The 25,078-nt window shown below is 50.3% G+C and carries 25 protein-coding genes; 13 read left to right on the forward strand and 12 right to left on the reverse strand.

Features of this window, described 5'->3' with window-relative positions:
* Window positions 1–15: 15 nt before the first annotated feature.
* Window positions 16–873: a helix-turn-helix domain-containing protein gene (locus tag GWC94_RS14285; protein WP_161835682.1), complete on the reverse strand. Its 858-nt coding sequence runs from the start codon at window positions 871–873 to the stop codon at window positions 16–18.
* 60 nt (window positions 874–933) lie between these two features.
* Between GWC94_RS14285 and GWC94_RS14290 the strand changes: the two genes are divergently transcribed.
* Window positions 934–2,553 (forward strand): L,D-transpeptidase family protein, encoded by a 1,620-nt coding sequence (locus tag GWC94_RS14290; RefSeq protein WP_161835683.1) that lies wholly within the window; start codon window positions 934–936, stop codon window positions 2,551–2,553.
* A 141-nt stretch (window positions 2,554–2,694) separates the two neighbouring features.
* Here the strand turns inward: GWC94_RS14290 and GWC94_RS14295 are convergent, their stop codons facing one another.
* Window positions 2,695–3,384 (reverse strand): murein L,D-transpeptidase catalytic domain family protein, encoded by a 690-nt coding sequence (locus tag GWC94_RS14295; RefSeq protein WP_235918544.1) that lies wholly within the window; start codon window positions 3,382–3,384, stop codon window positions 2,695–2,697.
* Between the two features lie 471 nt (window positions 3,385–3,855).
* Between GWC94_RS14295 and GWC94_RS14300 the strand changes: the two genes are divergently transcribed.
* Window positions 3,856–6,204: an ATP-dependent helicase gene (locus GWC94_RS14300; protein WP_161835685.1), complete on the forward strand. Its 2,349-nt coding sequence runs from the start codon at window positions 3,856–3,858 to the stop codon at window positions 6,202–6,204.
* 30 nt (window positions 6,205–6,234) lie between these two features.
* Here GWC94_RS14300 and GWC94_RS14305 read toward each other — a convergent pair whose 3' ends face one another.
* From GWC94_RS14305 to GWC94_RS14315, 3 genes are all read right to left on the reverse strand, one after another.
* Window positions 6,235–7,050, reverse strand: coding sequence for a nuclear transport factor 2 family protein (locus GWC94_RS14305; protein ID WP_161835686.1), 816 nt, complete (start codon window positions 7,048–7,050; stop codon window positions 6,235–6,237).
* Window positions 7,051–7,251: 201 nt separating this feature from the next.
* The gene (locus GWC94_RS14310; RefSeq protein ID WP_161835687.1) at window positions 7,252–7,446 is read right to left on the reverse strand and encodes a hypothetical protein; all 195 of its coding nucleotides are present in this window, start codon (window positions 7,444–7,446) and stop codon (window positions 7,252–7,254) included.
* A gap of 166 nt (window positions 7,447–7,612) precedes the next feature.
* Window positions 7,613–7,825 carry a hypothetical protein gene (locus tag GWC94_RS14315; RefSeq protein ID WP_161835688.1) on the reverse strand — a complete coding sequence of 71 codons (213 nt, stop codon included), beginning with the start codon at window positions 7,823–7,825 and terminating at the stop codon, window positions 7,613–7,615.
* 361 nt (window positions 7,826–8,186) lie between these two features.
* On the opposite strand from GWC94_RS14315, the gene GWC94_RS14320 reads away from it, so the two are divergent.
* From GWC94_RS14320 to GWC94_RS14350, 7 genes are all read left to right on the forward strand, one after another.
* Entirely contained in the window at window positions 8,187–8,372 is a 186-nt protein-coding gene (locus GWC94_RS14320; protein ID WP_161835689.1) for a hypothetical protein, read from the forward strand.
* A gap of 119 nt (window positions 8,373–8,491) precedes the next feature.
* Window positions 8,492–9,091, forward strand: a complete 600-nt coding sequence (locus GWC94_RS14325) for a NifU family protein (protein WP_161835690.1) — start codon at window positions 8,492–8,494, stop codon at window positions 9,089–9,091.
* Between the two features lie 133 nt (window positions 9,092–9,224).
* Window positions 9,225–10,328, forward strand: coding sequence for a DUF2891 domain-containing protein (locus GWC94_RS14330; protein WP_161835691.1), 1,104 nt, complete (start codon window positions 9,225–9,227; stop codon window positions 10,326–10,328).
* 5 nt (window positions 10,329–10,333) lie between these two features.
* Complete coding sequence (locus tag GWC94_RS14335; RefSeq protein ID WP_161835692.1) at window positions 10,334–11,071, forward strand: class I SAM-dependent methyltransferase; 738 nt, start codon at window positions 10,334–10,336, stop codon at window positions 11,069–11,071.
* Between the two features lie 6 nt (window positions 11,072–11,077).
* The gene (gene pnuC, locus GWC94_RS14340) at window positions 11,078–11,728 is read left to right on the forward strand and encodes a nicotinamide riboside transporter PnuC (RefSeq protein WP_161835693.1); all 651 of its coding nucleotides are present in this window, start codon (window positions 11,078–11,080) and stop codon (window positions 11,726–11,728) included.
* Window positions 11,729–11,832: 104 nt separating this feature from the next.
* Entirely contained in the window at window positions 11,833–12,294 is a 462-nt protein-coding gene (locus tag GWC94_RS14345) for a four helix bundle protein (RefSeq protein WP_161835694.1), read from the forward strand.
* On the forward strand, window positions 12,263–12,850 hold the full coding sequence (locus GWC94_RS14350; RefSeq protein WP_161835695.1) for an AAA family ATPase: 588 nt from the start codon (window positions 12,263–12,265) through the stop codon (window positions 12,848–12,850). Before GWC94_RS14345 ends, GWC94_RS14350 begins: the two co-directional genes overlap by 32 nt.
* 15 nt (window positions 12,851–12,865) lie before the next feature.
* Here the strand turns inward: GWC94_RS14350 and mtgA are convergent, their stop codons facing one another.
* The 5 genes from mtgA to GWC94_RS14375 form a co-directional block, all read right to left on the reverse strand.
* Window positions 12,866–13,582 carry a monofunctional biosynthetic peptidoglycan transglycosylase gene (gene mtgA / locus GWC94_RS14355; RefSeq protein ID WP_161835696.1) on the reverse strand — a complete coding sequence of 239 codons (717 nt, stop codon included), beginning with the start codon at window positions 13,580–13,582 and terminating at the stop codon, window positions 12,866–12,868.
* Window positions 13,583–13,824: 242 nt separating this feature from the next.
* Window positions 13,825–14,487: a LysE family translocator gene (locus GWC94_RS14360; RefSeq protein WP_202628782.1), complete on the reverse strand. Its 663-nt coding sequence runs from the start codon at window positions 14,485–14,487 to the stop codon at window positions 13,825–13,827.
* 77 nt (window positions 14,488–14,564) lie between these two features.
* Window positions 14,565–15,197, reverse strand: coding sequence for a peptidylprolyl isomerase (locus tag GWC94_RS14365; RefSeq protein WP_161835697.1), 633 nt, complete (start codon window positions 15,195–15,197; stop codon window positions 14,565–14,567).
* 17 nt (window positions 15,198–15,214) lie between these two features.
* Window positions 15,215–16,756: a GH3 family domain-containing protein gene (locus tag GWC94_RS14370; RefSeq protein WP_161835698.1), complete on the reverse strand. Its 1,542-nt coding sequence runs from the start codon at window positions 16,754–16,756 to the stop codon at window positions 15,215–15,217.
* A gap of 75 nt (window positions 16,757–16,831) precedes the next feature.
* Complete coding sequence (locus tag GWC94_RS14375; RefSeq protein ID WP_161835699.1) at window positions 16,832–18,724, reverse strand: glycosyltransferase family 2 protein; 1,893 nt, start codon at window positions 18,722–18,724, stop codon at window positions 16,832–16,834.
* Window positions 18,725–18,827: 103 nt separating this feature from the next.
* On the opposite strand from GWC94_RS14375, the gene GWC94_RS14380 reads away from it, so the two are divergent.
* The 4 genes from GWC94_RS14380 to GWC94_RS14395 all read left to right on the forward strand — a co-directional run bounded on the left by GWC94_RS14380 (window position 18,828) and on the right by GWC94_RS14395 (window position 23,075).
* Window positions 18,828–19,604: an inositol monophosphatase family protein gene (locus tag GWC94_RS14380; RefSeq protein WP_161835700.1), complete on the forward strand. Its 777-nt coding sequence runs from the start codon at window positions 18,828–18,830 to the stop codon at window positions 19,602–19,604.
* A gap of 15 nt (window positions 19,605–19,619) precedes the next feature.
* Window positions 19,620–20,654, forward strand: coding sequence for a thiamine-phosphate kinase (gene thiL / locus GWC94_RS14385; protein WP_161835701.1), 1,035 nt, complete (start codon window positions 19,620–19,622; stop codon window positions 20,652–20,654).
* A 77-nt stretch (window positions 20,655–20,731) separates the two neighbouring features.
* Window positions 20,732–22,216, forward strand: a complete 1,485-nt coding sequence (locus GWC94_RS14390) for a S41 family peptidase (protein ID WP_161835702.1) — start codon at window positions 20,732–20,734, stop codon at window positions 22,214–22,216.
* Window positions 22,217–22,316: 100 nt separating this feature from the next.
* Window positions 22,317–23,075 carry a hypothetical protein gene (locus GWC94_RS14395; protein ID WP_161835703.1) on the forward strand — a complete coding sequence of 253 codons (759 nt, stop codon included), beginning with the start codon at window positions 22,317–22,319 and terminating at the stop codon, window positions 23,073–23,075.
* A 103-nt stretch (window positions 23,076–23,178) separates the two neighbouring features.
* On the opposite strand, the gene nagA is transcribed toward GWC94_RS14395, so the two are convergent.
* Both nagA and GWC94_RS14405 read right to left on the reverse strand, forming a co-directional pair.
* The gene (gene nagA, locus GWC94_RS14400) at window positions 23,179–24,276 is read right to left on the reverse strand and encodes an N-acetylglucosamine-6-phosphate deacetylase (RefSeq protein ID WP_161835704.1); all 1,098 of its coding nucleotides are present in this window, start codon (window positions 24,274–24,276) and stop codon (window positions 23,179–23,181) included.
* Window positions 24,266–25,063 carry an amidohydrolase gene (locus tag GWC94_RS14405; protein ID WP_161835705.1) on the reverse strand — a complete coding sequence of 266 codons (798 nt, stop codon included), beginning with the start codon at window positions 25,061–25,063 and terminating at the stop codon, window positions 24,266–24,268. Before GWC94_RS14405 ends, nagA begins: the two co-directional genes overlap by 11 nt.
* Window positions 25,064–25,078: the final 15 nt, after the last annotated feature.

Raw genomic sequence — 25,078 nt, forward strand, 5'->3', positions numbered from 1 at the left:
AAGGACCATGGGTTGCTATTTCTTTCGACCATGCAGTTTCTCCAGCAGCAGGATATGCGGGCTGAACAGTTCCATATTCTTCTTGTCGAGAAACTGCTTCAGGTGTTTGTAAAAATGGCTGTGATCGTAGTAACCGTACGCAGCGCAGTCAAAACCGCCGGGGTCTGTCACCAGCTGCTCCACGGCCTTCCTGATACGGAGTATCTGCAGCGCTTTTTTGGTGCCGATGCCCGTATGCGTCTCAAAATACCGCTGCAGGGTTCTGGAAGAAATGCCGTACTCGTTGGCCAGTTCTGTAACAGGCCGGTGAAAATACCCTTCGCCGTTTGTGGAAGAAAATACATCGGTAACCACTTCCACCGGCAGCAGCGAGCCATCGTATTGCCTGATGAGCCTGGAAAAATACACCGACAGTAGCTCAATACGTTCCTGAAAAGAAGCTGCCGCTTTTGCTTCCCTGACAACAACCGGATCCACCAGGTAACTCAGCGGATAGATAGCATCCCTGTACTCCGAAAAATTCACTTTTTTCTCAAAAATGATCGGCGAGGTTTTGAACTTGATGCCAAACAACCGGTTGTCTTTGTGATGAAAACATTCCAGCGCGCGGTTACGCGGCAGGAACCCATCTGTGCGCATCGGGAATTTTTTTTCGCCCAGCTGCATGGTGAACGGCGTACCCAGATTGAGCAGGTAGGTATACCCCGTATTGGGAAAAAGTATATCGGAGAACCCGCTCGGGTATTGCTGCCACAAACGGTCGAAATCCGTTTCCCAGAAAAAGTCGATAAACAGTTGCAGCCGCCCGGTTGCCTGCCTGCGGTGGTACCGGTTTGCAAAATGTTCCGTATCGATAAATTCAACGTGTTGCACTTGCTAAAGATACCGTACCCGCCGTTCGGTTGGAAGGCATGGCTTTTGTATTTTTAGTGTATGACCAAAAAAATAGTCTTCGCCGCGCTGCTCGCGCTGCTCGTATGCACCAGTTGCAAAACCAGAACCCGTCGTATCTGGCAGCGCATCATCAATTCGGAGAAAGTGGAAGAAGATATATATGCAAGGGATTATTCCATCACAAAAGAAAATGCATACAACGATATTTTCCTCGACAGTCTCGGGTTTGAAAAATTTATCGCAGCCAAGGCGTTGAACGACAGTGTCTCTTCCAATATGCGCGACTTCTACAATATGCGCAATTTTGAATATGCCTGGTTTGATTCGAAAGGACTGACAGAACAGGCGCTGGGCTTCCGGAGTCTTTTTAAATACAAGACAGACAGCGTTAACAAAAAACTCGACCAGCAACTGGATAACCTGATCCGGCATGATCAGAAGATCGATCCTGCCGATCCGGCGATCATTGCCATAGAACTGCAGCTGTCTAAGCGATTCGTGCAATTCATTCTCGACTCTTATAAAGATGATAACATAGAGCTGCGCAATCTCGAAAGTTTTATACCGATCAAAAAACAGAACCCGCTCGACCTGGCCGATTCCCTGCTCTCTCGCAAAAGCGAGGACGCGGAAAAATTCGCGAAGATCAGTCCTGCTTACAACGGACTTCGCGAACAACTAAAGAAATACGCCCCCATTGCCAGGAAGGGTAACTGGGATACCATACCTGTATCCAAAACCAAATATGCTCTGGGGAAAAAATTCCCCGAAATACCCTATATCAAAAGCCGGCTGGCGGTAACCGGCGAGCTGGAGACGGCAGACACCTCCCGTTTGTTTACTCCTGAGCTGGAAGAAGCGGTAAAAAAATACCAGGCAACACATGGCATGACACCCGACGGAAAAATAGGTCCCCTGGTGATCAGGAGCCTGAATGTTTCTGCGCTCGACAGGGTAAAACAGTTACTCGTGAACATGGAACGCATGCGCTGGATGCCTACGCGCAAAGAAGGAAAACTGCTTACGGTAAACATTCCTGAATTCACCCTGCACGTAACGGAAGGTGAGAACCATGTGCGGCATATGCCGGTGGTGGTGGGTAAGGAGGGACATACCACCGTTATGTTCTCTGATGACCTGGAATATGTGGTCTTCAGTCCTTACTGGAATATTCCCCCAAGTATAGTGCGTAATGAAATACTGCCAGCCCTGAGCCGCAACGGCGCCTATCTGGAACAAAACGATATGGAGATCGTAAGCAAGGGCGGCGGCACTCCCGAAATGCGCCAGCGTCCGGGGCCTAAGAATTCATTGGGTCTTGTCAAATTCCTTTTCCCGAACAGCTTCAATATCTATTTCCACGATACACCCGCCAAGAGCCTGTTTGAAAAAGACAACCGCGCATTCAGCCATGGCTGTATCCGGCTGGGCGACCCGGTATGGATGGCCAATTACCTCTTGCAGGATTCGCCCGAGTGGACACCCGAAAAGATCGACGAAGCCATGCACGCAGGTGTTGAAAAAACCGTGAAACTGAAAAATGCGGTGCCGGTGATCATCACTTATTACACGGCCTGGATAGATGAGAACAACCAGCTCCAGTTCAGGGATGATATCTATGGCAATGATAAGAATGTAGCCCAGAAAATGTTTCTGTAGAAGATTGGTGGATTTTTATCTCTCTCGGCAGCGGCTTTAAAGGAATTTACCAGGTCGCAATCACAAATGTTTGATACCTGCACAAATAAAAAACAGCCCATACTACCGGGCTGTTTTTGTATAAGTGGTTTCTGTTCATATCTATCCGTTGATAAGCTGGGAATGCGATGTATAGTAAGTGTCGGGACTGTACAGGAAAAGACAGCTGCCGTCTTTTATCTTACCGATGATCTCTTTCGAGATATTCTGCGGTAAAGCGGGGCAACCCTGGCTGCGTCCGATAAAACCCTGGCGGGCTACGATCTCTTCGTCTGCATAGGCGGCGCTGTGCATGACGATGCCGCGGGCAAATGCATTGTCGTTAAACCCTTTTTCTTCGCCCATCAGGCGCAAGGATTCTCCATGCTTGCCTGTGTAGATAGTGCCGGTAATGTAAAACCCGAGGCTGCTTTGGTGACTGTTGTTCTTGTTGGAAAAACGTGTGGCCATATCGGCGCCTGAATTACGGCCATGCGCTGCATAGGTATTGAACAGCAGCTGACCGGTGGCCAGGTCGATCACAAACAACCGCTTCTTTCCGGAAGGCAGTGAAAAATCAAGAATGGAAAGGATATTGTCCTTTACGATGCGTCCGCTGCTGAGCAGCCGGTTGTAGCCGGTAAGCGCATATTCGAACGCTTTTTTGGAAAGACCCTTGTCGTCAAGGTCGAGGCTGTCATACAAACCCATTTTCTCTTCCACCAGGCTAACGGTGCTGTTGGTGGTGGTTGCCGCTGCCACCAGTGTTCTTTTTGCCGACACATTTTCCGGGTGGATAAACGCGAAACTCATACAAATCAAAAGAAGGATGAGCGTTGCGGCGTGCCAGCTTTGAATTTTTTTCTTCAATTGTTGCATCTTGCTGTTGACTTTTTTTGATTAGGAAAAAGTGCAGAAGAATTTGGTTGTGCCGATTAATTGGAGCACAAATGTAGAAATAACGCAACGAAATGAACGTTAATCAGATGTTGTGATATTGCCTTTTAACAAGATGGGATATGCGATTTGTTAAAGTATGGCTGGCTCCCGGTTCAGGCTTTGTTTTTAAACTGCGCAAACCTGTTAAAAATGTTAAAACCATCCATTCTGGCATGATAAAAAACGGGCAATTATATGCACCGGCCGGGCTGTCGGGGGGTTGATTCTATGCTAAATGGCCGTATTGTTTAGACCAGTGTAACCAAAACCACAGAGGCATTTGCCGTGGCCGGTCGAGATATACACACCACAGGTTTTCCCGCCTGCGGGATTTATCTTCGCAGCATGCAAGACTATTTGAAGGGATTGAATGAGCCGCAGCTCGAGGCGGCTACCCATATCAATGGCCCGCTGATGATCATTGCCGGGGCGGGCAGCGGCAAAACCAAGGTACTGACCACCCGTATTGCACACCTGATGGCCAATGGGGTGGATTCGTTCAACATACTCGCGCTCACCTTCACCAACAAGGCCGCAGCCGAAATGAAGGAGCGTGTTGAAAAAATCCTGCAGAATACCGAGGCGCGCAACCTGTATATCGGCACCTTTCACAGCGTATTTGCCCGCGTGTTGAGGGCCGAAGCACATCGCATCGGTTTTCCCAACAATTTCACCATTTACGATACGGACGACAGCCGTTCGGTGTTAAAAGCCGTCATCAACGAAATGAACCTCGATGACAAGCATTACAAACCCAGCACCGTACACAACCGTATCTCCTCTGCCAAGAATGCATTGGTGGGACCGGCGGAATACGCCCTGGATCACTATATTCAGCAGGAAGACATGCGCTCCAACAGACCTGCCATTGCGCAGATCTATGCCGCTTATTCCGCACGTTGCTTTAAGAACGGCGCAATGGATTTCGACGACCTGCTGCTGAAGATGTACGAGCTGCTCAAGGATTTTCCCGAAGTGCTGCACAAATACCAGCATAAGTTCCGGTATATACTCATCGACGAGTACCAGGATACCAACCCGGTTCAGTACCAGATCACCAAATTACTGGCGGCCGTTCACGAGAACATCTGTGTGGTGGGCGATGATGCGCAGAGCATTTACAGCTTCCGCGGTGCCACCATCGAGAACATATTGCAGTTCCAGAAAGATTACGACGATGTAAAAGTGGTAAAACTGGAACAGAACTACCGCAGCAGCCAGACCATCCTCAATGTGGCCAATGAAGTGATCGCCAATAACAAGGGGCAGATACACAAAAGCCTCTGGACCGAAAACGGCGTGGGCGAAAAGATCAGCCTGGTGCGCACCATGACGGATAACGACGAGGGAAAGTTTGTTGCCGATACCATTCAGGAGCAGAAACTGCGTAACCATTACCATAACCGGCATTTCGCCATATTGTACCGCACCAATTCGCAGAGCCGTTCTTTCGAAGAGAGCCTCAGAAGAATGGGCATCACCTACCGGATTTACGGCGGAACCAGCTTTTACCAGCGCAAGGAGATAAAGGATATGCTTGGCTACCTGCGGATAGTGGTTAACACAAAAGACGATGAGGCGCTGAAACGCATCATCAACTATCCCGCACGCGGCATCGGCAAAACCACACTCGAAAAAGCAGCCACTTTTGCCAACGAGCAGAACATACCCATGTACGAAGTGCTGGTACGCGCCGCCGAATTCGGTTTTAAAGCAGGCACGCTCGAGTCATTACAGAATTTTGTAACGATGATCCGCTATTTCCAGAGCCTGCTGGCGGAAAACAATGCCTACGATGTGGCTGTACAGGTGGGCAAGCACACCAGCCTGGTAAAGGAACTGTTCAGCGACAAGACCACCGAAGGCCTCGCCCGTTACGAGAACATACAGGAATTGCTGAACTCTATTAAAGAATGGACCGAAAGCCCGTCCAATGAATACGGAGAAGTGGGTGATAAAGGACTGGGAAGCTACCTGCAGCAGATCACCTTGCTGACAGATGCCGACGACGATAAGGAAAACAGCGATGCCGTAAAACTCATGACGATTCACGCGGCAAAAGGGCTCGAATTCGATTGTGTGTTTGTTGCCGGTCTGGAGGAAACGCTTTTCCCGAATGCGATGAGCATCAATACCCGCGAGGAACTGGAAGAAGAACGGCGTTTGTTCTATGTGGCCGTAACACGCGCCAAAGCCCGTTTATGGCTGAGCTATGCCAACGCACGCTATCGTTTCGGGCAACTGGTGCAGAACGATCCCAGCAGGTTTATCGAAGAAATGCCCGAACAGTACCTCGACAAAGCCTATGCAGGCGGCGGCGCAAGAAATACATCCGATAACCGGGGCAGCGCTTTTGAGCGCATGCAGCGCGGTTTTGGTTATGGCGATAACGCACAGGCGGAAAGAAGGTACGGACCACCGCCCTCCAAAAAACCCGAGAATAAAAAACCGGAATACCTGCCCATTGCACCTCCTGCTGCAAAAATTGTGGGGCACAAAGCCAGCAGCAATTTTGTGGCGAGTGATATTTCCGTACTGGAAGCCGGTCAGAAAGTGGAACACCAGAAATTCGGCTTCGGCACCATACTCAGGATAGAAGGATCCGCACACAACCCTGTTGCCACGATCAGCTTCACCCAGAACGGTGAAAAAAAGATCATGCTCAACTATGCCAAGCTGATGATTATCGGTTAGGCATTGGCGTAAGCGATGCCCCTGCGGGATTTACCATTTCAGTGTTTGTGCAATCACCTGCCATTGTCCGTTGCGGTAGATCCATGCGCGGAGGTAATTGTTTTTCACCGGTCCATTGGCAACCATGCCATAGGTATAGGCCAGGTCGCCCGCGGCCGATAGCTCACCCGTTTTGGTGGCGATGATCAGTCCGGCCGGAACTTTCTGCATGGCATCTGCGATCTGCAGCATTCCCGTGGCCGGAAACTGTGCATCCATATTAAACCGCGAGTCGGAAGAAATAAAAGGCATCCATGCCCCCATATTTTTTTCCTGTATCGCCCTGTTGAATTTTTTGTCGAGCTGTATGATCTCCTCCACCAGGCCCGGCGCACTGCTGGTTTTGGAAAGTACGATCTGTCTCAGCTCCTGTTCGGGCGCTTTCTTTGTATAGCCGGTGCCAAAATCGGCAAGAACTTTCCACTCGCCCTGCCTGCTGATACGCCATATGGAAAAGAAAGTGCCGCGGCCCGTTGCGGTATCTTCGGGCTTCAGCCTGAATTCGTAGGGGCCTGTGGTAATACCCATATCGCCCGAAGCACTTATCACGGCAAATACAGGCTCCCAGCTGAGCACTCCCGGCGATGCGGTTTGTCTTTTATAAGTATCCATCGCATTGATGTCAACTCCCTGGCGAAAGATCACACCCGCGCTGTCCATATACTTCAGAAAACCCTCTTTAACGGTATGGGTGGCGGTGAACTCGGCAAAACGCCGTTCCGCATTTACCAGGCCCCTGATGCCTTTCTGCGCCACGGCCATATCAATACAGGTAAACCCTGCCAGCAGGAACAAAAGCTGTTTCATACGAAAGAATTGCCCGCGAAAGTTAGTGAAAAACAGGGGTTATCGGGCGATTACCCGGGCGGCCCATTGGTTTACTGCGAAGTGTGGCGGCGATCTTTACAGGATATGCGCGATGGAAATATCGTCGTATCCCTCTTCGCCGGACAAAAGCATCAGGATGGTGAAGAAATAGTCCATGATGTTTAAAAAGCGTCTTTCCATTTATCGGGTATTTTTCCATGCATCTCCGGGCCTGTCTTTCGTTGCTTTCTTATTTGCAGCGGATGACTGTTTGGTCCAGACAAGTTCATGGTTCCTTGTGTCTGCTGTTGTTTCCGTCACTTCCAGGCTAAAGCAGCCGCGGCCATTGCCCAGAATGGCAAGGATAAGCGATGTGCTGATGTATTTTCCTTCCATGATCGTTTGATTTGACTGACCGATGCGTAAATTAAGTGTGCGTACCGGTCATCACACGAACCTTGAAACCCTTTACCGGTAAAGGTTTCAAAGGTAGTGAGGTACAGGTGCATTGCATCGCCGCTTATCTTTTCGCCCACCCGCTTATCCGCATTTTGTAACCGGATTACCCGGTTTCCGATTTTCGTTGTTCCTGCCCGTTAAACCCCATCTTGGTCCATATGGCTTTCTGTATGGCCAGGATCTGCTCTCCGATCTGGGAAAACGACTCCCCCTGATGAGTTCCTTCATTCATCATATGCGTGTAGCAGGCAGTGTGTTCGGCGAGCATATCAATCAGTTCTGACAGCTCATAATCCAGGTAGTTATGCATTTGCATTTGGGGGCGTAGGCTTTTTTACCACAAATAGTGTGCTACTTCGGGGGGAAGCAAAACCTGAGTTATCGCGAGTCGGCGTGAGTTATCGTGAGACGTGAGTCGTCAGACCTGGTGTTGGTTGCCGTTGGGAGAGGCGGGGCGGCTTTGCAAAAAAGAGGCCTGCAGTGCATTTTATCCCCCAAAAAACTCACGATAACTCAGGTCTGACGGCCCCAGGTTTCACGACTAGATTTTCCCCAAAAACAGCATAAACACGCATATTTTGCTGTTTTTTGTTTAAAATCGGCAAAAACAGGCTAATTTTGCCGGCTCAAAAACAGTTCTTATGAACGCAGTATTACGAAACACCATCCTTTGAACCATGTGCACAGCGGGTATCGTATTGGCTGCCCCCCACCAATCCGTTACCAGGGCCGCTACGGTCCGGGGATTTTCCGAAGCCATCGTCACCTGCCGCATTGATAATTGCAGTAAGCGCGGACTGGCAGCTGTAAAGAAACCGGTTTCCGCATTTATGCACGAATCGGCGGCAACGCTTTACTGGTAGGTTTCGATTTCCGAAAATGTAGGCGAACAGGAGCCGGTTTAACAGCCCGGGCATAAACCGCTGGTGTGTTTTTGCTATTTTTGTACAACAGATCCAGTTATCTGTTAAAAAGCATCCGTATGATCAAAACAGGAAATCCGGTGATCAGTATTTACACCGAAATGACGCCGAACCCGGAAACAATGAAGTTCGTTGCGAACAAATTGCTGTACCCCGGTAAGAGTATCGATTTTGCAGAAGAAAGCCTGGCAGGTCCTTCGCCGCTGGCAAAAGAACTGTTCAGCTTTCCCTTTATCAAAAGCGTGTTCATAGCCAGCAATTTTGTTACGCTGACAAAAACCGCAGACACTGCCGACTGGCAGGATGTGATCCCTACCATCAAAGAATTTTTGAAAGAATACCTGGAGAACGGCGGCGTGGTGGTGAATGAAGAAGAAGTGGCCAAGGTAAAACAGGAAGCCAGCAATACGGTGAGCGCCGATGACGACGATGTGGTGAAACGCGTAAAAGAATTGCTGGAGAACTATGTAAAACCCGCGGTTGAAATGGACGGCGGCGCCATACAGTTCAAAAGCTACGAAGACGGCGTGGTGAACCTGATGTTACAGGGAAGCTGCAGCGGTTGTCCTTCATCGATGATCACGCTGAAAGCCGGTATCGAGGGAATGATGAAGCGCATGATCCCCGAAGTAAAAGAAGTGGTGGCCGAGGCCGAATAATATTTTGTAAGTTGAGTTTCAGAAATGTCCTGCCAAAGCGGGGCATTTTTGTTTGGGGCAACTCCATCAGACCAGGCGCATTGTTTCGCAGGGATGTTCACCAGAACACTTACCTTGATCAAAATTTAATCGCATGTTCCGTTCCGGTTTTCTCTTTGTACTCCTGGTGGCAGCGCTGCCTGTGTTCTCTCAGCACAAACAGCTCTTCAGCATCAACCACGACAGTACTGTTTTTTCCCTGACGATGGAGGGCGCCTCGCATCTTGCTTCCCTGCCATTGAAATGTTTGCAACAGGAATATCCCAATAAGACCGGGCATACTTCCCTGGCAGATTCCGATCACCTGATGACGCCGAAACAACAGCATCCCGCATTTTATGGCTGTTTCGACTGGCACAGCTGCGTGCACGGCCACTGGATGCTGGTAAAACTGCTGAAGCAGTTTCCCAACCTGCCCGAAGCAGGCCTGATCCGGGACGCGATCGGTAAAAATATTACGCCGGAAAATATCCGGGGTGAGATCGGTTATTTCGGCGGTAAACTCTCCCGTAATTATGAACGCACCTACGGATGGGCCTGGCTGCTGAAACTGCAGCAGGAACTGCTTGGCTGGCAGGATGCGGATGCCGTTGTATGGCGCAACACCCTGAAACCGCTATGCGACACCATCATCAAATTCTGGATCGAATACCTGCCCAAACAAACCTATCCCAACAGAACGGGCGTGCATCCCAATACCGCGTTCGGACTGGCTTTTGCGCTCGATTATGCCAGGGCCGCGCACCATCTTTTATTTGAACGCGAGATACTGAAAGCCGCCAGGCAGCTTTACCTGAGCGACAAAGCCGCACCAAGCCGGTGGGAACCCGATGGCACGGATTTTCTCTCTCCTTCCCTCGAAGAAGCAGACCTGATGCGCAGGGTATTGGCTCCCCGGGAATTCAATACCTGGTTTACCAACTGGATTTCACCCGAAGGACTGCGCCATTTAACGCAGTTGCCCATTGTATCGGACCGCAACGATTTCCAGATCGTGCATTTGGATGGTTTGTGTTTCAGCAGAAGCTGGTGTATGCAGGGTATTGCCGCTGCCTTACCCGCCAAAGACAAACGCAAACAACTGCTCAGGCATTCGGCCATCCGGCACCTCAATGCAAGTCTGCCGCATGTGGCCACCGGTAACTACGGCGGCGAACACTGGCTGGCGAGCTTTGCCGTATACGCTTTAGCGAACTAGCAAATATGAAAGACCATTTTTCACAAGACGCCGCCCGGTATGCGCAGTTCAGACCGCAATACCCGCTGGCACTGGCCATATACCTTTCGGGACTGATCAGCGAAAGAAGGGCAGCCTGGGATTGCGGCACCGGCAACGGACAGTTTGCCGCGCTGCTGGCGGATTATTTTGACGATGTCTTCGCAACCGATATCAGCGCGGCGCAGATCGCAAACGCTGTCAGGAAAGCCAATATCAGTTACAGCATCCAGCCTGCGGAGACAACCGGCTTCCCTGACCGGCAGTTTACGCTGGTTACCGTTGCCCAGGCCATTCACTGGTTTGATTTTACCGCGTTCTACCGCGAAGTAAAAAGAGTGCTTCAGCCGGGTGGCATCATTGCGGTGATCGGTTATGGCTTATTGCAGACAGAACCGCACCTGCAGCAGGCGATCGATCACCTGTATAAAAATACCCTGGGTTCGTATTGGCATGCGGAACGGCGTTATATCGATGAGGCATACCGCACCATCCCCTTTCCATTTACAGAGATGGAAGCGCCCGCTTTCGATATGTATTTTGAATGGACGCACGAACAGCTCATCGGTTATCTCAACACCTGGTCTGCCGTAAAACAGTATACCCGTATACACGGTCATAACCCCGTGGAAGATTTTGAGAAGGAGCTGCCTGCGCTCTGGAAAAACGATACGGTGCAGACTTTCCGTTTCCCTTTGTTACTTCGCATCGGCAGGAACCAATAACCCATTATGAATAGCAGCGAAATTTTTCAGCAGTTGATAACCGGTTTGCAGAACACCAGCCTGCTGGAGTTCATCGCCGTGTTCGCCGGCATCGGCAGCGTTTGGTTCAGCAGAAAAGAGAATATCTGGGTATATCCTGTAGGACTTATCAATACCGTCATCTATATCTACCTAAGCGTAAAAGGCCACCTGTTCGGCGAAGCCAGCGTAAATCTGTATTATACCATTATGAGTATTTACGGGTGGATACTCTGGGCAAAAAAAGACAGTGTGCGGCATGAGCATGTACTGCATATCAGTTTCAGCACGCGTAAAGAATGGATGGTGCAGCTGCTGTTCTTCGGCGTTTTCTATGTGGTGATCTTCTTTTGTCTTACCTGGCTCAAAAAAGCCTTCGCCCCGGAAGCCATTCCCTGGGCCGATGCTTTTGCCAGCGCAACCGCCTATACCGGTATGTGGCTGATGGCCAAAAAGAAAGTGGAAAGCTGGCTCTGGTGGATCGCCACCAACCTCGCCTCCATCCCGCTCTATTTTGTAAAAGGGTATGTATTTACCAGCGTCCAGTTCCTCATCCTGTTCGGGCTGGCCATTGCCGGGCTGGCGGAGTGGAGAAGGAGGGGGAGGGGAATATCGAATAATAGAACAAGGAACGGATGAACAAGGAACGGAGGAGCAGGGAAAGAGGGGTGAACAGGTAAACAGGAATTTATACTGCGTGTTTATACGCTAGATAATTTCAGGAATTCCCGGGAACTTGGGGAATGCAGAAATTTTTACTGGCTGAACGCGTAATCGATTTTGCTGTGGTCTCTATTAAAATCGCAGAGCAACTGCCGCACTCTTTTGCCGGAAACCATTTAGCCGGGCAATTAACAAGAATTGGTACTGCACCCGCGTTACATTATGGCGAAGCACAGGCTGCAAAATCCAGGGCCGACTTCATTCATAAGATGAAGCTGTCTGTTAAAGAACTGCATGAAACTTTTCACTGTTTAAAAATTATCGCCAAAATGGGCTGGTTTGAGAAAGATAATCTTAGCTTAGAACTGTCAGAATGCAATGAACTGATCAGCATCTTTATAAAAGCATCAGTAAAGCCCAGAAAAATAAATCAGTTGGCTCTTAGTGGTCCTTTGCTTCTTGCTCGTCTGTTCCTTGTTCATCCGTTCCTTGTTCTTCTGTTCTTTTCCTATGGTCAAAAAAATCATCATCCTCGGTCCTGAGTCAACCGGTAAAAGTACGTTATGCGAGCAGCTGGCGCAGCATTATCATATGCAATGGTGCCCGGAGTTTGCAAGGGAGTACCTGCTGACCAACGGCACGGATTATTCCTTTGACGACTTACTGACGATCGCAAAAGGACAGCTTGCGCTGGAAGACGAGTACACCGGCATGGTAAAAAGCCAGTGGTCGAATGTGGAGGGCGTAAATATCAACCCGCATACCTTATCCAGCTCCCGACGGGATCCTATGCTGTTTGTGGATACGGATATGTACGTGATGAAGGTATGGTGCGAGTATGTGTTTGGCAGGTGTCATCCATATATTCTCGACCAGATCGTTGCGCGCAGGTACGATCTGTATCTTTTGTGCAATACCGATCTTCCCTGGGTAAAGGATGAACTCAGGGAATATCCCGATGAAAAAAACCGGGTGGAACTGTTTCATATTTACAAGGATCTGCTGATCAACCAGCAAACACCATGGGCAGAGATCAGCGGCAATTATGAAGAAAGGCTGGTCACCGCCATCAATGCCGTGGAAGAGTTTATACGGTAGCACCGTGTGAAGCTGTTACCGCAGCAGCGATCTGATATCGGGATCGTCTTCGATATTGCTCATCTCGCGCATGATCTGCGGGTAACGCCAGGCAACGCGGTGACTCATGGGTTTTACAATGAATTTTTTGGGATTGGGTAAACCTGCAATGATCATGGCCGCTTCTGCCCTGCTCAGGCTCTTCGCAGATTTTCTGAAATAGGTTTGCGCGGCCGCTTCGATACCATAGATCCCCGGTCCGGTTTCTATTACATTAAGGTACACTTCCAGTATCCGTTTTTTGCCCCAAATCCATTCGATAAGCTTGGTAAAATAGATCTCGGGCACCTTGCGCAGGTATTTTGTAAACCCGCCGCCCTGCCACAGGAATACATTCTTGGCCGTTTGCTGCGTAATGGTACTGGCTCCGCCGCCAGGCGGTATCTTGGATTTTTTTCCTTTAGGAGGATGCAGGCTTTTATCCAGTGCCTCCCAGTCGAACCCGCCATGATCCAGAAAGGCCTGGTCTTCGCTTGCAATGGCCGCCAGTTTCACATTGTAGGAAATATCGTTCCATCCCATATAGTCGCGGTACAGCCCATAACCGGGTAAGTTACCCAATTGTGTAAGCGTAACCGGTGGCATCAGCCAGCAACAGATAACCAGGTATAACAGCGAAGAGCTGAACAGCAACCAGATACCGGTCCTTATCCACCGCCAAAAGCGCCGGCGAGTTGGTTTTGGAGTTGTCATGGGAAGCAAGATAGGGAACGGAAGAACAAGGAGCAAGGAACAGATGAACAAGGAATAATGAATATCGATCGGACGGGGATGGCTGATCGGTTGTGGAGCGTGAAAACATAATTGATCGGAAACACAGAGCAGTATTTTTTGGCTTCGCGGTCCGCTGCGCTATGCTTTGCGCCCCCTCTCTTCCCTGGTTCTCCCCCTCCCCGCTCTTCTGTCTCTTGTTCTTCTGTTCATCTGTTCTTCTGTCACTTATCAGCGATCCTGTCGCCATAGGCAAATACACCAACCGCAAGGGCGATGCCGAAGCCGATCAGGATCAGTCCGGATATCTTATTGAATATGCGGAGTATCCGGGGTGTCATCCTCGATCTGAGTTTGGAAGCGAGGGCCACTTTGGCAATATCGGTAAGCAGTACAAACAGCAGGCAGGTGCCGAAAACGATACAGCGGTATTCGAGCGGGTGTTTGGCGGTTTGTGCATCGAGCGAAACAGCACCGGACCACACCAGCCAGAAAAAGAATACGGCAGGGTTTAGGATATTGATCAGGAAACCCGATGCAAAGATCCCCACAAAATGATGCGTCCTGAACTCCCGCTGCACGATCTTATTGGCTTCATCTGTTTTTACTTTTTTGAAGAACAGGGTATAGATGCCCAGTCCTACCAGAAAAATACTTCCTGCAACCGCAATCGCTGTTTTGTGGCTGATGATGGCGGTAAACAAAGAAGAAAAAAGATTGCATACCAGCACCAGCAGCACATCGCTGGCACTGATGCCCGCTACAAAATAATATCCCGCCTTATGCCCGTTATTGATGCTTTGCTTGATGATGGCGAATATGACAGGACCTACTGATATGGCAAGGAACACACCCAGTACCAATCCCTTTATCAGCGGCTCAAGCATAATGGTTTTTTGTTTGGCCCGAAATTAGGATCAAATCATTAGATTTTGCGGGCTCATCCATCCCATTCGTCAAATAACTAAGGAATGATCTTTGCCGAGAGTATCTTATCCAGACCCGGAAATAACTGTTCATAATATGCATTGCCCCTGCGGTAAAGATCTATCTGCTGCGCACCCGGCTGTTTCCCGTATTTCGCATAAAACCGGGCGACCACTTCCATACCGCTGATCACTTTTGCCACCGGTGTAAACCCTTTTACGCCGTCGCGTACCGTCGTATCCAGTTTGGGATTGTCGGTCATATCCACAAATAACTGCGTACTGCGTGAGTTCTTTTTATCGCGTGCAAAAGCCACCATCCCCCTGGTATGTTTCTGCATTACCGGTTCATCGGGAATATATCTTTCGTACCAGAATTTTTTTGTCTCGTATTTTTCAGCGATGCCGAACTGCACCACGTACTTGGGCTCCACCCTGAACACGAGGCTGTTGTTGTAATATCCCGAAACGATCAGCTGGTAAAGTCTGTCAACCCCCAGGGGCGACCAGCTCCGGTAAGCTTCCAGTACAAAATCTCCTTTGGTGGTTCTGAACACCGCGCGGAACTGCTTCGGCGCCTTCCTGCTGAGCAGGGAAACAGCCGGTGTTTGCGCAGTAACCTGCGAAAACAAAAAAAACAACAGTACTAAAACGGAATTCCTGAATCGCATACTATCGGTCGGTACGATCAATGCACCAGTTGGGGTCTTGGTTGTTTTTGCAGGAAGGCCTGCCAGTCCTCCAGTAAACTTCCGCGCAATACACGGGGAAATTTATGCTGTCCGCCTATTTTTCCCTTGGAATGCATAAAATCCATGAACTGCTGTTCGGTCAGCACATCCAGCAGAACATCTTTTAAGGCACTTTTTCTTTCAACGGCATAATCGTCGTTGAGTTCCTTCAGTTTTTCATCGATGCGTTTACGCAACAGGTCTGCATCCACTTTATCATCGCAGGCAACATACCAGTGATGCGCAAAGAAATTGCCATGCGGTATACCCGCAACCGTAAATTCGGGTATGCTGATATTGAGCTCTTCGCTGGCAAGCTGGATGGCTTTGTTCATGTTCTCCACGCTGAGATGCTCTCCTACAAGGCTCAGGAAATGTTTGGTGCGGCCGGTGATTACGATCTCGCATTTTTCCTTGTCCACAAAACGAATGGTGTCGCCGATCAGGTAACGCCAGGTGCCCGCTGCGGTGCTGATGAGCAGGGCGTAATCGCGGCCTTCCTCCACCTCGTGTATCATCAGGGCTTCGGGATTATCGATCATCTCTCCGTTTGCATCAAAATTCTTATCGTCAAAAGGAACAAATTCCATGAAAATATGCTCACCGGTTACCAGGCGCATACCTTCGGAGAGCTGCCTGTCCTGGTACGCAATAAATCCTTCGCTGGCAAGATAGGTTTCAATATAAGTGATCGGTTTGCCCAGTAATTTTTCAAATCCTTTTTTATAGGGTTCAAAGCTTACGCCGCCGTGCACAAAGAAGGCGAGGTTGGGCCACATCTCGTGGATATTATTGAGTTTATAGCGTTCGATCACCAGTTCCATACACATTTGTATCCATGCAGGAACGCCGACAAGAAAACCAATATCCCATTCGGGCGCTTTTTCAACGATCTCCTCCAGTTTTTTATTCCAGTCTTTTTCCTTGGCTATTTTTTTACCCGGTTTATAAAAGGGCTGAAACCAGAACGGCGATTTCTTAACCGTGATGCCGCTGAGATCGCCGGCAAAATAGCCGGAGCCTTTTTGCAGGTCGGTGCTGCCACCCAGGGTAAGCCAGCCTTTGCCGATAGAGCTGTACGGTATGTCTTCGTAGGTACGCAGGCTCAGCAGCTGCTTGATCATAACGATCTTGTTGCCACGCAGCAGGTCGTTGGTAATGGGAATGTATTTGCTGGCGGCTTCGCTGGTACCGCTGCTTAATGCATAATAACGGATCTTGCCCGGCCAGCACACATCGGGCTTTCCTTCAAGCGTTTTGTGCCACCATTCCTGATAGATCCTGTTGTAGTTGAAGGTAGGAACCAGTTCCTGGAATTTTTTTCCGGGATGTTTGCTCACCAATATCTCGTCAAACAAATATTTCTGTCCGAATTCAGTGAACCTTGCCTTACGCAATAATTTCTTCAACACCCTGATCTGCTGCCTGCGGGGATTATTCTGCGGCAGCCTCAGGGCTTTGAGAACACTGTTAGGGAGTTTGATATCCAGAATCGCCATCGTTAGAGACCCTTTATAGCGCACGAAGCTAAGCAAATGCCTCAAAATAAACAGGTTTTATGGCAGATGGCTGCTTTACGCCAGTTGATAATACCGACTGAAAACCATAAAAATATCCTGCCACCAGGCATAATCGAACGCATACCAGGCATCGGCGCTTAACCGCCATGCCGGTGAGGGGTGTTTGTTATGACTGATGATGCTTCTGCGCAACGGCGGAAGTGTTTCGCAAGCTGTCTGGTAACCGATCCAGGTGGCTTCTCCGGACAATACTTTGATGGTGTTGGCCAGCAGTTGCATGGCGTTGGGATGAATGATGGCATGCGCCGGCGCCGTAAGCAGGAAAAGAACCGACAGCACAATATCCGTTACCCGTTTCATTCGCTGCTGTAAAGGCTGCGCAATGGCGTATTGCATGGCAACCGGAATAGTCCTGCCCGATGCAGACCGCCAATCACTGCCTACGATGCTGCTACTGCCGGCAGAATGGAACAGAAAACGCAGTCCTTTTTTCGACAGCGCCTGCATATGCCGCATACATGCTTCCAGTGAAATATCTCCGGTACAAAAAACAAGTTCCCTGCTGTGTGTTTGCCTGCTCATGGCAAGAAGGCCCTCGCTGTTGATACCCGCGGGAGCATAATGTATGGCTTCGGTTGCCGGTTTATTAAGCATGCTTTCCATAGCAGGCCTTGTACCCGGCGCACAAATCACCAGCCTGCCCGCGGCTTTGGCAGGTTCATAACCCAGCCAGCCATGCAGGGATCTGAACAAGGTTATCCTGGAAAAAAACACCAGCGCCGATCCCAGCGATGCGCCACCCAACACCACCGCCCTGGAAAAACGCAGCTGTTCGGGCAGTAATGCATATAACGCAAGTGTGCAGATGCATCCGGCAAACAGCGCAGATACGGTTTTGGAGGCACGGTAGCGCCGGTCGTAGATACCCGCAAATCCTGCGGTCATCACAAATACCAGGGAAAACAGCGGTAATGCATAACCGATAAACGGAACATGAAAATCAACTCCCTGCCGCGCAAAGCGGATCCAGCCTGCGCTTACCAGCCGGAAGGCCAGGAATAACAGCAGTGTATCAGCCAGCGGCAGCAGCAATGGCCTGGTAATACGCACCGCAAAAGAAAGGGCTGCGCGAAGCGCGATGGCCAGCCGTATGGCCGGTCGGTACCGTTTTGCGCCGGTGTTGCTGTAGTGTTTGTCGAAGAACAGCAGCATAGCCCGGTAAAAATGCCGCACATAATCTGCCTGTTGCCCGCCGGTGCTTTCGCCTTTGAAATGGACGATGCGTGTTCCTGTAAAATAATGGTTTTCCCAGCCGGCTTTGCCGATACGGAAACTCAGGTCTATATCTTCCCCATACAAAAAAAAACGCTCGTCGAAGCCGCCGGTTATCGCGAGTGTTTTTTTACGGCATATCATAAAAGCGCCGGCCAGCACCTCCACCCTGCCGGTAGTGTCTTCATCCAGGTCGCCAAGCGCATACCGGTTAAAATAACCGGAACGCGGAAACAGTGCAGCCAGCCCGGTAAGTTTATACAGGGAGGCCAGGGGCGAGGGGAAAGCCCTTTTGCTTTCGGGTAAAAAACGGCCACGCCCGTCGATCATCGGAACACCTACCGCGCCGGTTTGCGGATGCCCCTCGAGGTAGGCTACGCAAAGCCGGAGCGACTGCTCCGCAACCAGTGTATCGGGATTGAGGAACAGCACATAGTCTCCCGAGCAATATTGCAGTCCCTGGTTACAGGCTTTTGCAAAACCCGGGTTATGGTCGTTGGCTATCCAGGTAACAGAGGGGAACCGTGCAGAAAGATAACCGATCGTATTATCGGAGGAATGATTGTCTACGACGATCGTTTCCGTTGCCATACCAGCCGAAGCGTTTGCAACGGCATACAGGCATTGCTCCAGGAAATACCTGACATTGTAGCTGACAATAACGATCGAAAGCACGGTGCAAAATACGATTTACGGGGCACCGGCAACGAAGAAGCCCAATCATCAGCCACTTCATGAACACATCTCCTAATACGCGCATATCAGTTACCTTTGCGCCATGTTAAAACAGACTTTACTGAAAGCCATCGAGGCCGGGGCAGCCGAGCTTACCCGGTTCTTTAACGGAACCTTTGTGATCAGCAATAAAGAAGGGGTGAACAACCTGGTTACCGAGGCCGATCATGCCGCGGAGAAAGCCATTTTCGAGGTGATACAGAAAGACTATCCCGATCATGCCATCCTGAGCGAAGAGACAGGCGAGATCGCACAGGACTCATCCTATAAATGGATCATCGACCCCATCGACGGTACCGTAAATTTTGCCAACGGCATTCCCCTCTGCTGCGTAAGCATCGGCATCGAGCAGGATGGCGAGATGGTAATGGGCGCCGTGTACAATCCTTTTCTGAACGAACTGTTCTTTGCCCAGAAAGGCTTTGGCGCCACGCTGAACGACAAGCGCATCCAGGTAAGCGAGCAACCTGCGCTGATCAACAGCTGCCTGGTAACGGGTTTTCCCTATACCTACCTGGATTCACCCAACGGGCCTTTGCAGGTTTTTGAGAAACTGATCCGCAAGGGCGTTCCTGTGCGAAGACTGGGCAGTGCGGCCATCGATCTCTGCTGGGTGGCGGCGGGCAGGTTTGATGGTTTTTACGAACACAAACTGCAGGCCTGGGACAGCGCAGCAGGTTTTCTGATCGTAAAAGAAGCGGGCGGAACGGTAACGGATTTTAAAGGAAAGCCTTATTCCCCCTACCAGCCCGGCATCATCGCCAGCAACGGAAAAATACACAACGAACTGGTGAACGTGGTAAACGGCGGCGAACTGTAAATTAAACATAGCTACATGGCAAACCAAAGAACGGAAATAGGAGAACTGGGAGAGTTTGGCCTGATAGACCATCTCACAAAGAATTTTGAAACCTACCATGCATCCACCATACTGGGTGTGGGAGATGATGCCGCGGTGATCGATCACCTCGGTAAACAAACCGTTATCACCACCGATCTTTTACTGGAAGGCATTCATTTTGACCTTGCCTACACACCGCTGAAACACCTGGGGTATAAAGCCATCGTGGTAAACCTAAGCGATATCTATGCAATGAATGCCATGCCCACACAGGTAACGGTGAGTCTTGGCATCAGCAACCGTTTCAGCGTGGAAGCGCTTGATGAAATGTATGAAGGCATCTACCTTGCCTGCGAACGCTATAAGGTTGACCTGGTTGGCGGCGATACCTCTTCTTCCAACAAAGGACTGATTATTTCGGTAACGGCCATCGGCGAAGCGGTTCCCGAAAAACTGGTAAAAAGAAGTACGGCAGGCAAAGGAGACCTGATCTGTGTAAGCGGCGACCTGGGCGGGGCCTTTCTGGGACTGACACTGATGGAACGCGAGAAAAAGATTTTTGCCGAAAATCCGCAGATACAGCCCGATCTCGAAAATGAAAGTTATATCGTGGGAAGGCTGCTCAAGCCCGAAGCGAGGAAAGACATCATCGATTTTTTTGAGCAGCAGGAGATATTGCCCACATCGATGATGGATGTAAGCGATGGCATCAGCAGCGAGGTGCTGCATTTGTGCAGGCAGAGCAACCTGGGATGTCTTATCTACGAAGAAAAAATACCCGTTGCCGAACCCGCCCGCAGCGCTGCTTTCAAATTCGGCCTCGACCCCACCGTATGCGCTTTGAACGGCGGCGAAGATTACGAGCTGATCTTTACACTGAAGCAGGAAGACCACGACAAGATCGTACTGAACGAAGAGATCAGCGTAATCGGCTATATGACGGAACTGGAAGAAGGCTGCAACCTATTCACCAGGGGCGGCAACCGGTTCCCCATCAGCGCACAGGGCTGGAATGCATTTCAGAAATAACGGGGGCCGTACAGACAATTTTTCGGTAAGCTCCGCCCGTATTTCACCTATCTTTATTCGTAGCACCTGCTGTTGTTATGAAATCATGTAGAAGCCTTGTTTTGTGGGTTTGCCTCTTGCTGGTAAACGGATCGCATGCGCAGGGCAAACCGGCTATACTTCCTAAACTGCCGCCTGCCGCCTTACGCGACGACCTATCGCTTTTGCAGAAAATACTCGAAGCCAACCATCCCAGCCTGTACTGGTACACCACCAAAGACAGTCTTGATGCCGTTTTTGCAACCGCTATCGGCAGCATCAGCGATTCGATGGATGAAGTGGCGTTCAAGAACAAAGTGGCGTATGTGATCAGCCATATCCGCTGCGGGCATACCACGGTACGTTTTTCAAAAAGTTATCTCAAGAAGGCGGCCAGGTTCCGCTATCCCATGTTCCCGCTGCAGTTAAAAGCATGGGACGACAGCCTGGTGGTACTTGCCAGCGCGGTACCGAACGACCCGGTCTTTAAAAGAGGCACCGTTATCACCGGTATCAACGGCAGGAACAACCGCTCCTTACTCGACACCCTTTTCCGGTATATGAGCACCGACGGGTATTCGGTCAACTTCAAAAACCAGGTGCTGTCCGGCAATTTTCCGGCATGGTATAAAACCGTGCTTGGCCTCGACAGCGTATACGCCATTTCGTATATCGACTCCACCGGCAGGGAAAATATGGCACAGCTGAAAAATTTCAGTCCGGTAATAGATCTCTCAAAAAAAGAACCCAGAAACCTTCCCGCGGTGCAGCGGCCCACACGCAGGCAGCTGCGCAAGGCAGGGCTGCTCGAAAAAAGATCGCTTGTGATCGATACGGCAAACAGTACGGCCTATATGCGCCTGACAACTTTTTCAACCGGCAACCTGCGGTCTTTTTTCCGCAGCAGTTTCCGCTCGATGGAAAAAGAACATATCCGTAACCTCGTGATCGATCTGCGCGAGAACGGCGGCGGCAAGGTTCGCAACAGCATACTGCTGAGCAGTTATCTTGCAGACCATCCTTTTAAAGTGGGCGACAGTGTTGTTGCCCTCAGCAGGAAGTTCAGGTATGGCCGTTATATAAAACCTTCCTGGGTTTACTGGTTTGCCATGAACTTCGGTGCGCGCAAAATGGAGGATGGAAAGATCCATATCCGCCGTTACGAAACCCATCTCTTCACACCTTCGGACCGTTATCATTTTGGCGGCAATATCTACCTGTTCCAGGGCGGGTATACTTTTTCCGCGGCCACCATGTTCCTGTCCAATCTCAAAGGACAGAAAAACGTAACCACCATCGGCGAAGAAACGGGCGGCGGTTATTACGGCAATTCGGCCATGCATATTCCCACCATCGTATTACCCAACACGGGCATACAGGTAAGCCTGCCCATGTACCGTTTGGTGATGGATGCCGGCAGGGAAAAAGGACATGGTTTTTTGCCCGATATAGAGATAAAACCTTCGTCCGATGCCATCCGGCAGGGTCTTGACCTGAAGCTGCTGAAAGTGCGGGAGCTGATCGGGTCGCAGAAACAACCCTGACCATCCGTTGGGGGCTCGCCTGAAAGATTCCTTATTTTCCCGGGCAGCTTTCTTTCCGGTGATCGCATCATCGGGTGAAACCATAACTTTGCTGCACTGTATGTCAGTTACGCGGACCTCACTGTATTCCTTCTGCTGTCTGTTATTTTGTATGGGCGCCATTGCCCAGTCAGACAGCGCACGCCATGCCGATTCCCTTCCGGCCAAAGATTCCGTTCCGGTAAAAAAGGATACTGTTATCCGGAAAAAGCTGACACTCAAGCCCACCACCGATTTTGACCAGCGATTTTCTTTTATCGATAACCAGGATGTGAATATATGGGGATACCGTATCGGGCTGGTGGTAAACGATAAATTCAAAACCGGTATCGGCGGCTATTTTCTGAAGCAGGAGCAGGCCGGCATCCGGGTTGATGCCGCGGGCATTCCCATCAACCGTCTCACCAAAAGTCTTTATTACGGCACCATCTATTACGAGCCCTATCTTTTTCGCAGGAAGCGCTGGGAAATGAGTATGGTATTTGAGCTGGGATACGGGCAGGCCGTACTTGATTCGGTCAATAAGATCAGGGGCAGGTTTCTGGCTACAACAGAAAAGCAGGCTTTTGTTCCGGCGGGAATGGGGTATTCTGTCAACTTTATCATGCCCGATATCAAGGGGCTTCATTTCCTTACCTATTTCGGGCTGAACGGTATGATCGGTTTACGCAAAGCCGTTTTTGAGAGCGACCTGAAATACAATTACGATGGCTGGTACTGGAGTATCGGCGGCGCCATTTTCATTGATAAGGTCTTTGCAGACCTCAAAAAAGCAAAGAAAAAAAGAGAAGCCGCCAGGGCAGGGGAAACCGCGCTGTGAAACTCCCTGTACGCCGGGCGCCGAACCCCGTTCCGGTTTGGGGAGTGGGGTGGAAGGGAACAGAAGAACAAGGAGCAAGGAACAAGGAATGGCAGAGATGTTGTTACCAGCCGGTGATCAGCTCCACCACTTCCAGTGATTGGTCAAGCACCACAAATCCTGCTTCATAACCCGGTTCCAGTTTTCCGAGGCGATCTGATAAATGCATCACCTGTGCCGGGTACAGACTTACCATCCGCAAAGCTTCGTCAACAGGTATGCCGACTCTATTAACCAGGTTACGCAGCGAGCTTGCCATGGTCAGGGCCGAACCGCTGAGTATGCCGTTGGCTTCGTATTTATCACCAGCCAGCCGGTGCGGGTAAGGACCTTCGGTGGTATCGGTTACCGCATCGGTGATCGCAAACAGTCTTTCGCCCATGATCTTTTTGGCCACGCGTATCATGGAAAAATCAACATGGTAACCATCCGGAACAATGCTCGACTTTACGGTGGCGTGGTCGAATATGGCGCCCACCATTCCCGGTGCGCGGTGCTGCAGGGGGCTCATGGCATTGAAAAGATGCGTTGCCGCCGTAATGCCTTCATCGAAGGCTGCAGTTGCCGCTTCGTAAGAGGCGTTGCTGTGCCCGGCAGAGACCGCCACACCGTAGGATTGCACCAGCGCAATCACTTCTTTACTGCATACCTCGGGCGCCAGTGTGATCATGGTGATCACTTCTTTACCATATTCCAGCAGTTCCCGGGCTTCGCTGACAGAGGGGACGTGAATAAACTGCGATAGATGCGCGCCTTTTTTTGCATCGCTGATCCAGGGACCTTCCACATGCAGGCCTATACAACCCCTGCCGCCCTCTTTGCGGTAGACGCGTACCGCGTCTATGCAGCGATGAAAAACCGCCGTATCGTTCGTAGCCACGGTGGGCTGAAAATAGGGTGCTCCGCCTTTTGCACAGTAATCGTACATCTTATGCAGCGTGTCCGCTTGGGGATACACCGACAGCAGTTTGCCGTATGCGCCGTATAACTGTATATCCATAAAAACCGGCGCAATAAGATAAGCATCTGCAGCGCCGGCCGTTTTTGACGGGAACAGTTCCGTTACTTTTCCGTTGCCAACGGCAAGGGAATGGTTTTTCAGCCAGCGATCGCCGGTAAACAGGTTGGCCGCCTGGTATACCCGTTGGTTATCATTCTTCATGCTGTAATATCTTGAATTCATCAGCGTCTTTCCAGAACGGAAAACGCTGTCTTATTTCTTCCAGCGGCGCTTTCTCCAGTGTGATCGTATGAACCGATTCGCCTGTCTGGCTGTGGTACAGGGTGGCGCCCAGCGCGTCCGTTACCAGGGTGTCGCCGCCATGCGCAATACCGTTGCCGTCGTTACCAACACGGTTTACACCGGCCACATAACACTGGTTTTCTATTGCCCGCGCCGTGAGCAGGGTCTTCCATGCATGGCTTCTGCGCTCGGGCCAGTTGGCCACATAGAGCAACAGATCGTATTCCGGTGTTTCGCCCGACTGCTGTCTTGCCCAAACCGGAAAACGCAGGTCATAACAAACCTGCAGGTTGATCTTCCAGCCTTTGACACTTGCAATCAGTCTTTTGTTACCGGATGTATATTCCTGGTCCTCGCCTGCAAAAGCAAACCGGTGCCGTTTATCGTAACAGCCGATGGTGCCGTTGGGCAGAACCCATAACAGGCGGTTGAAATAGTTGCCGTTCTCCGCTATGATCAGGCTGCCGGTGAGGATGATCTTTTTTTCTGCGGCGATGCGCTGCATCCATTGCACTGTGGGCCCATCCATGGTTTCGGCCAGCAGGGCCGGCTTCATACTGAAACCGGTGCTGAACATCTCGGGCAACACCACTATTTCGGTTCTCCCGCGGATGGCCGCTATTTTCTGTTCAAACCGGGAAAGATTGGCCGCTTTGTCTTCCCATTGAAGATCGGATTGTATCAGCGATAAGGTAAGTGAGGACATATACAAAGAAACAAA

Origin of the sequence: Sediminibacterium soli (genome assembly GCF_009939225.1) — a bacterium.
In the GTDB taxonomy this organism is placed as follows: domain Bacteria; phylum Bacteroidota; class Bacteroidia; order Chitinophagales; family Chitinophagaceae; genus Sediminibacterium; species Sediminibacterium soli.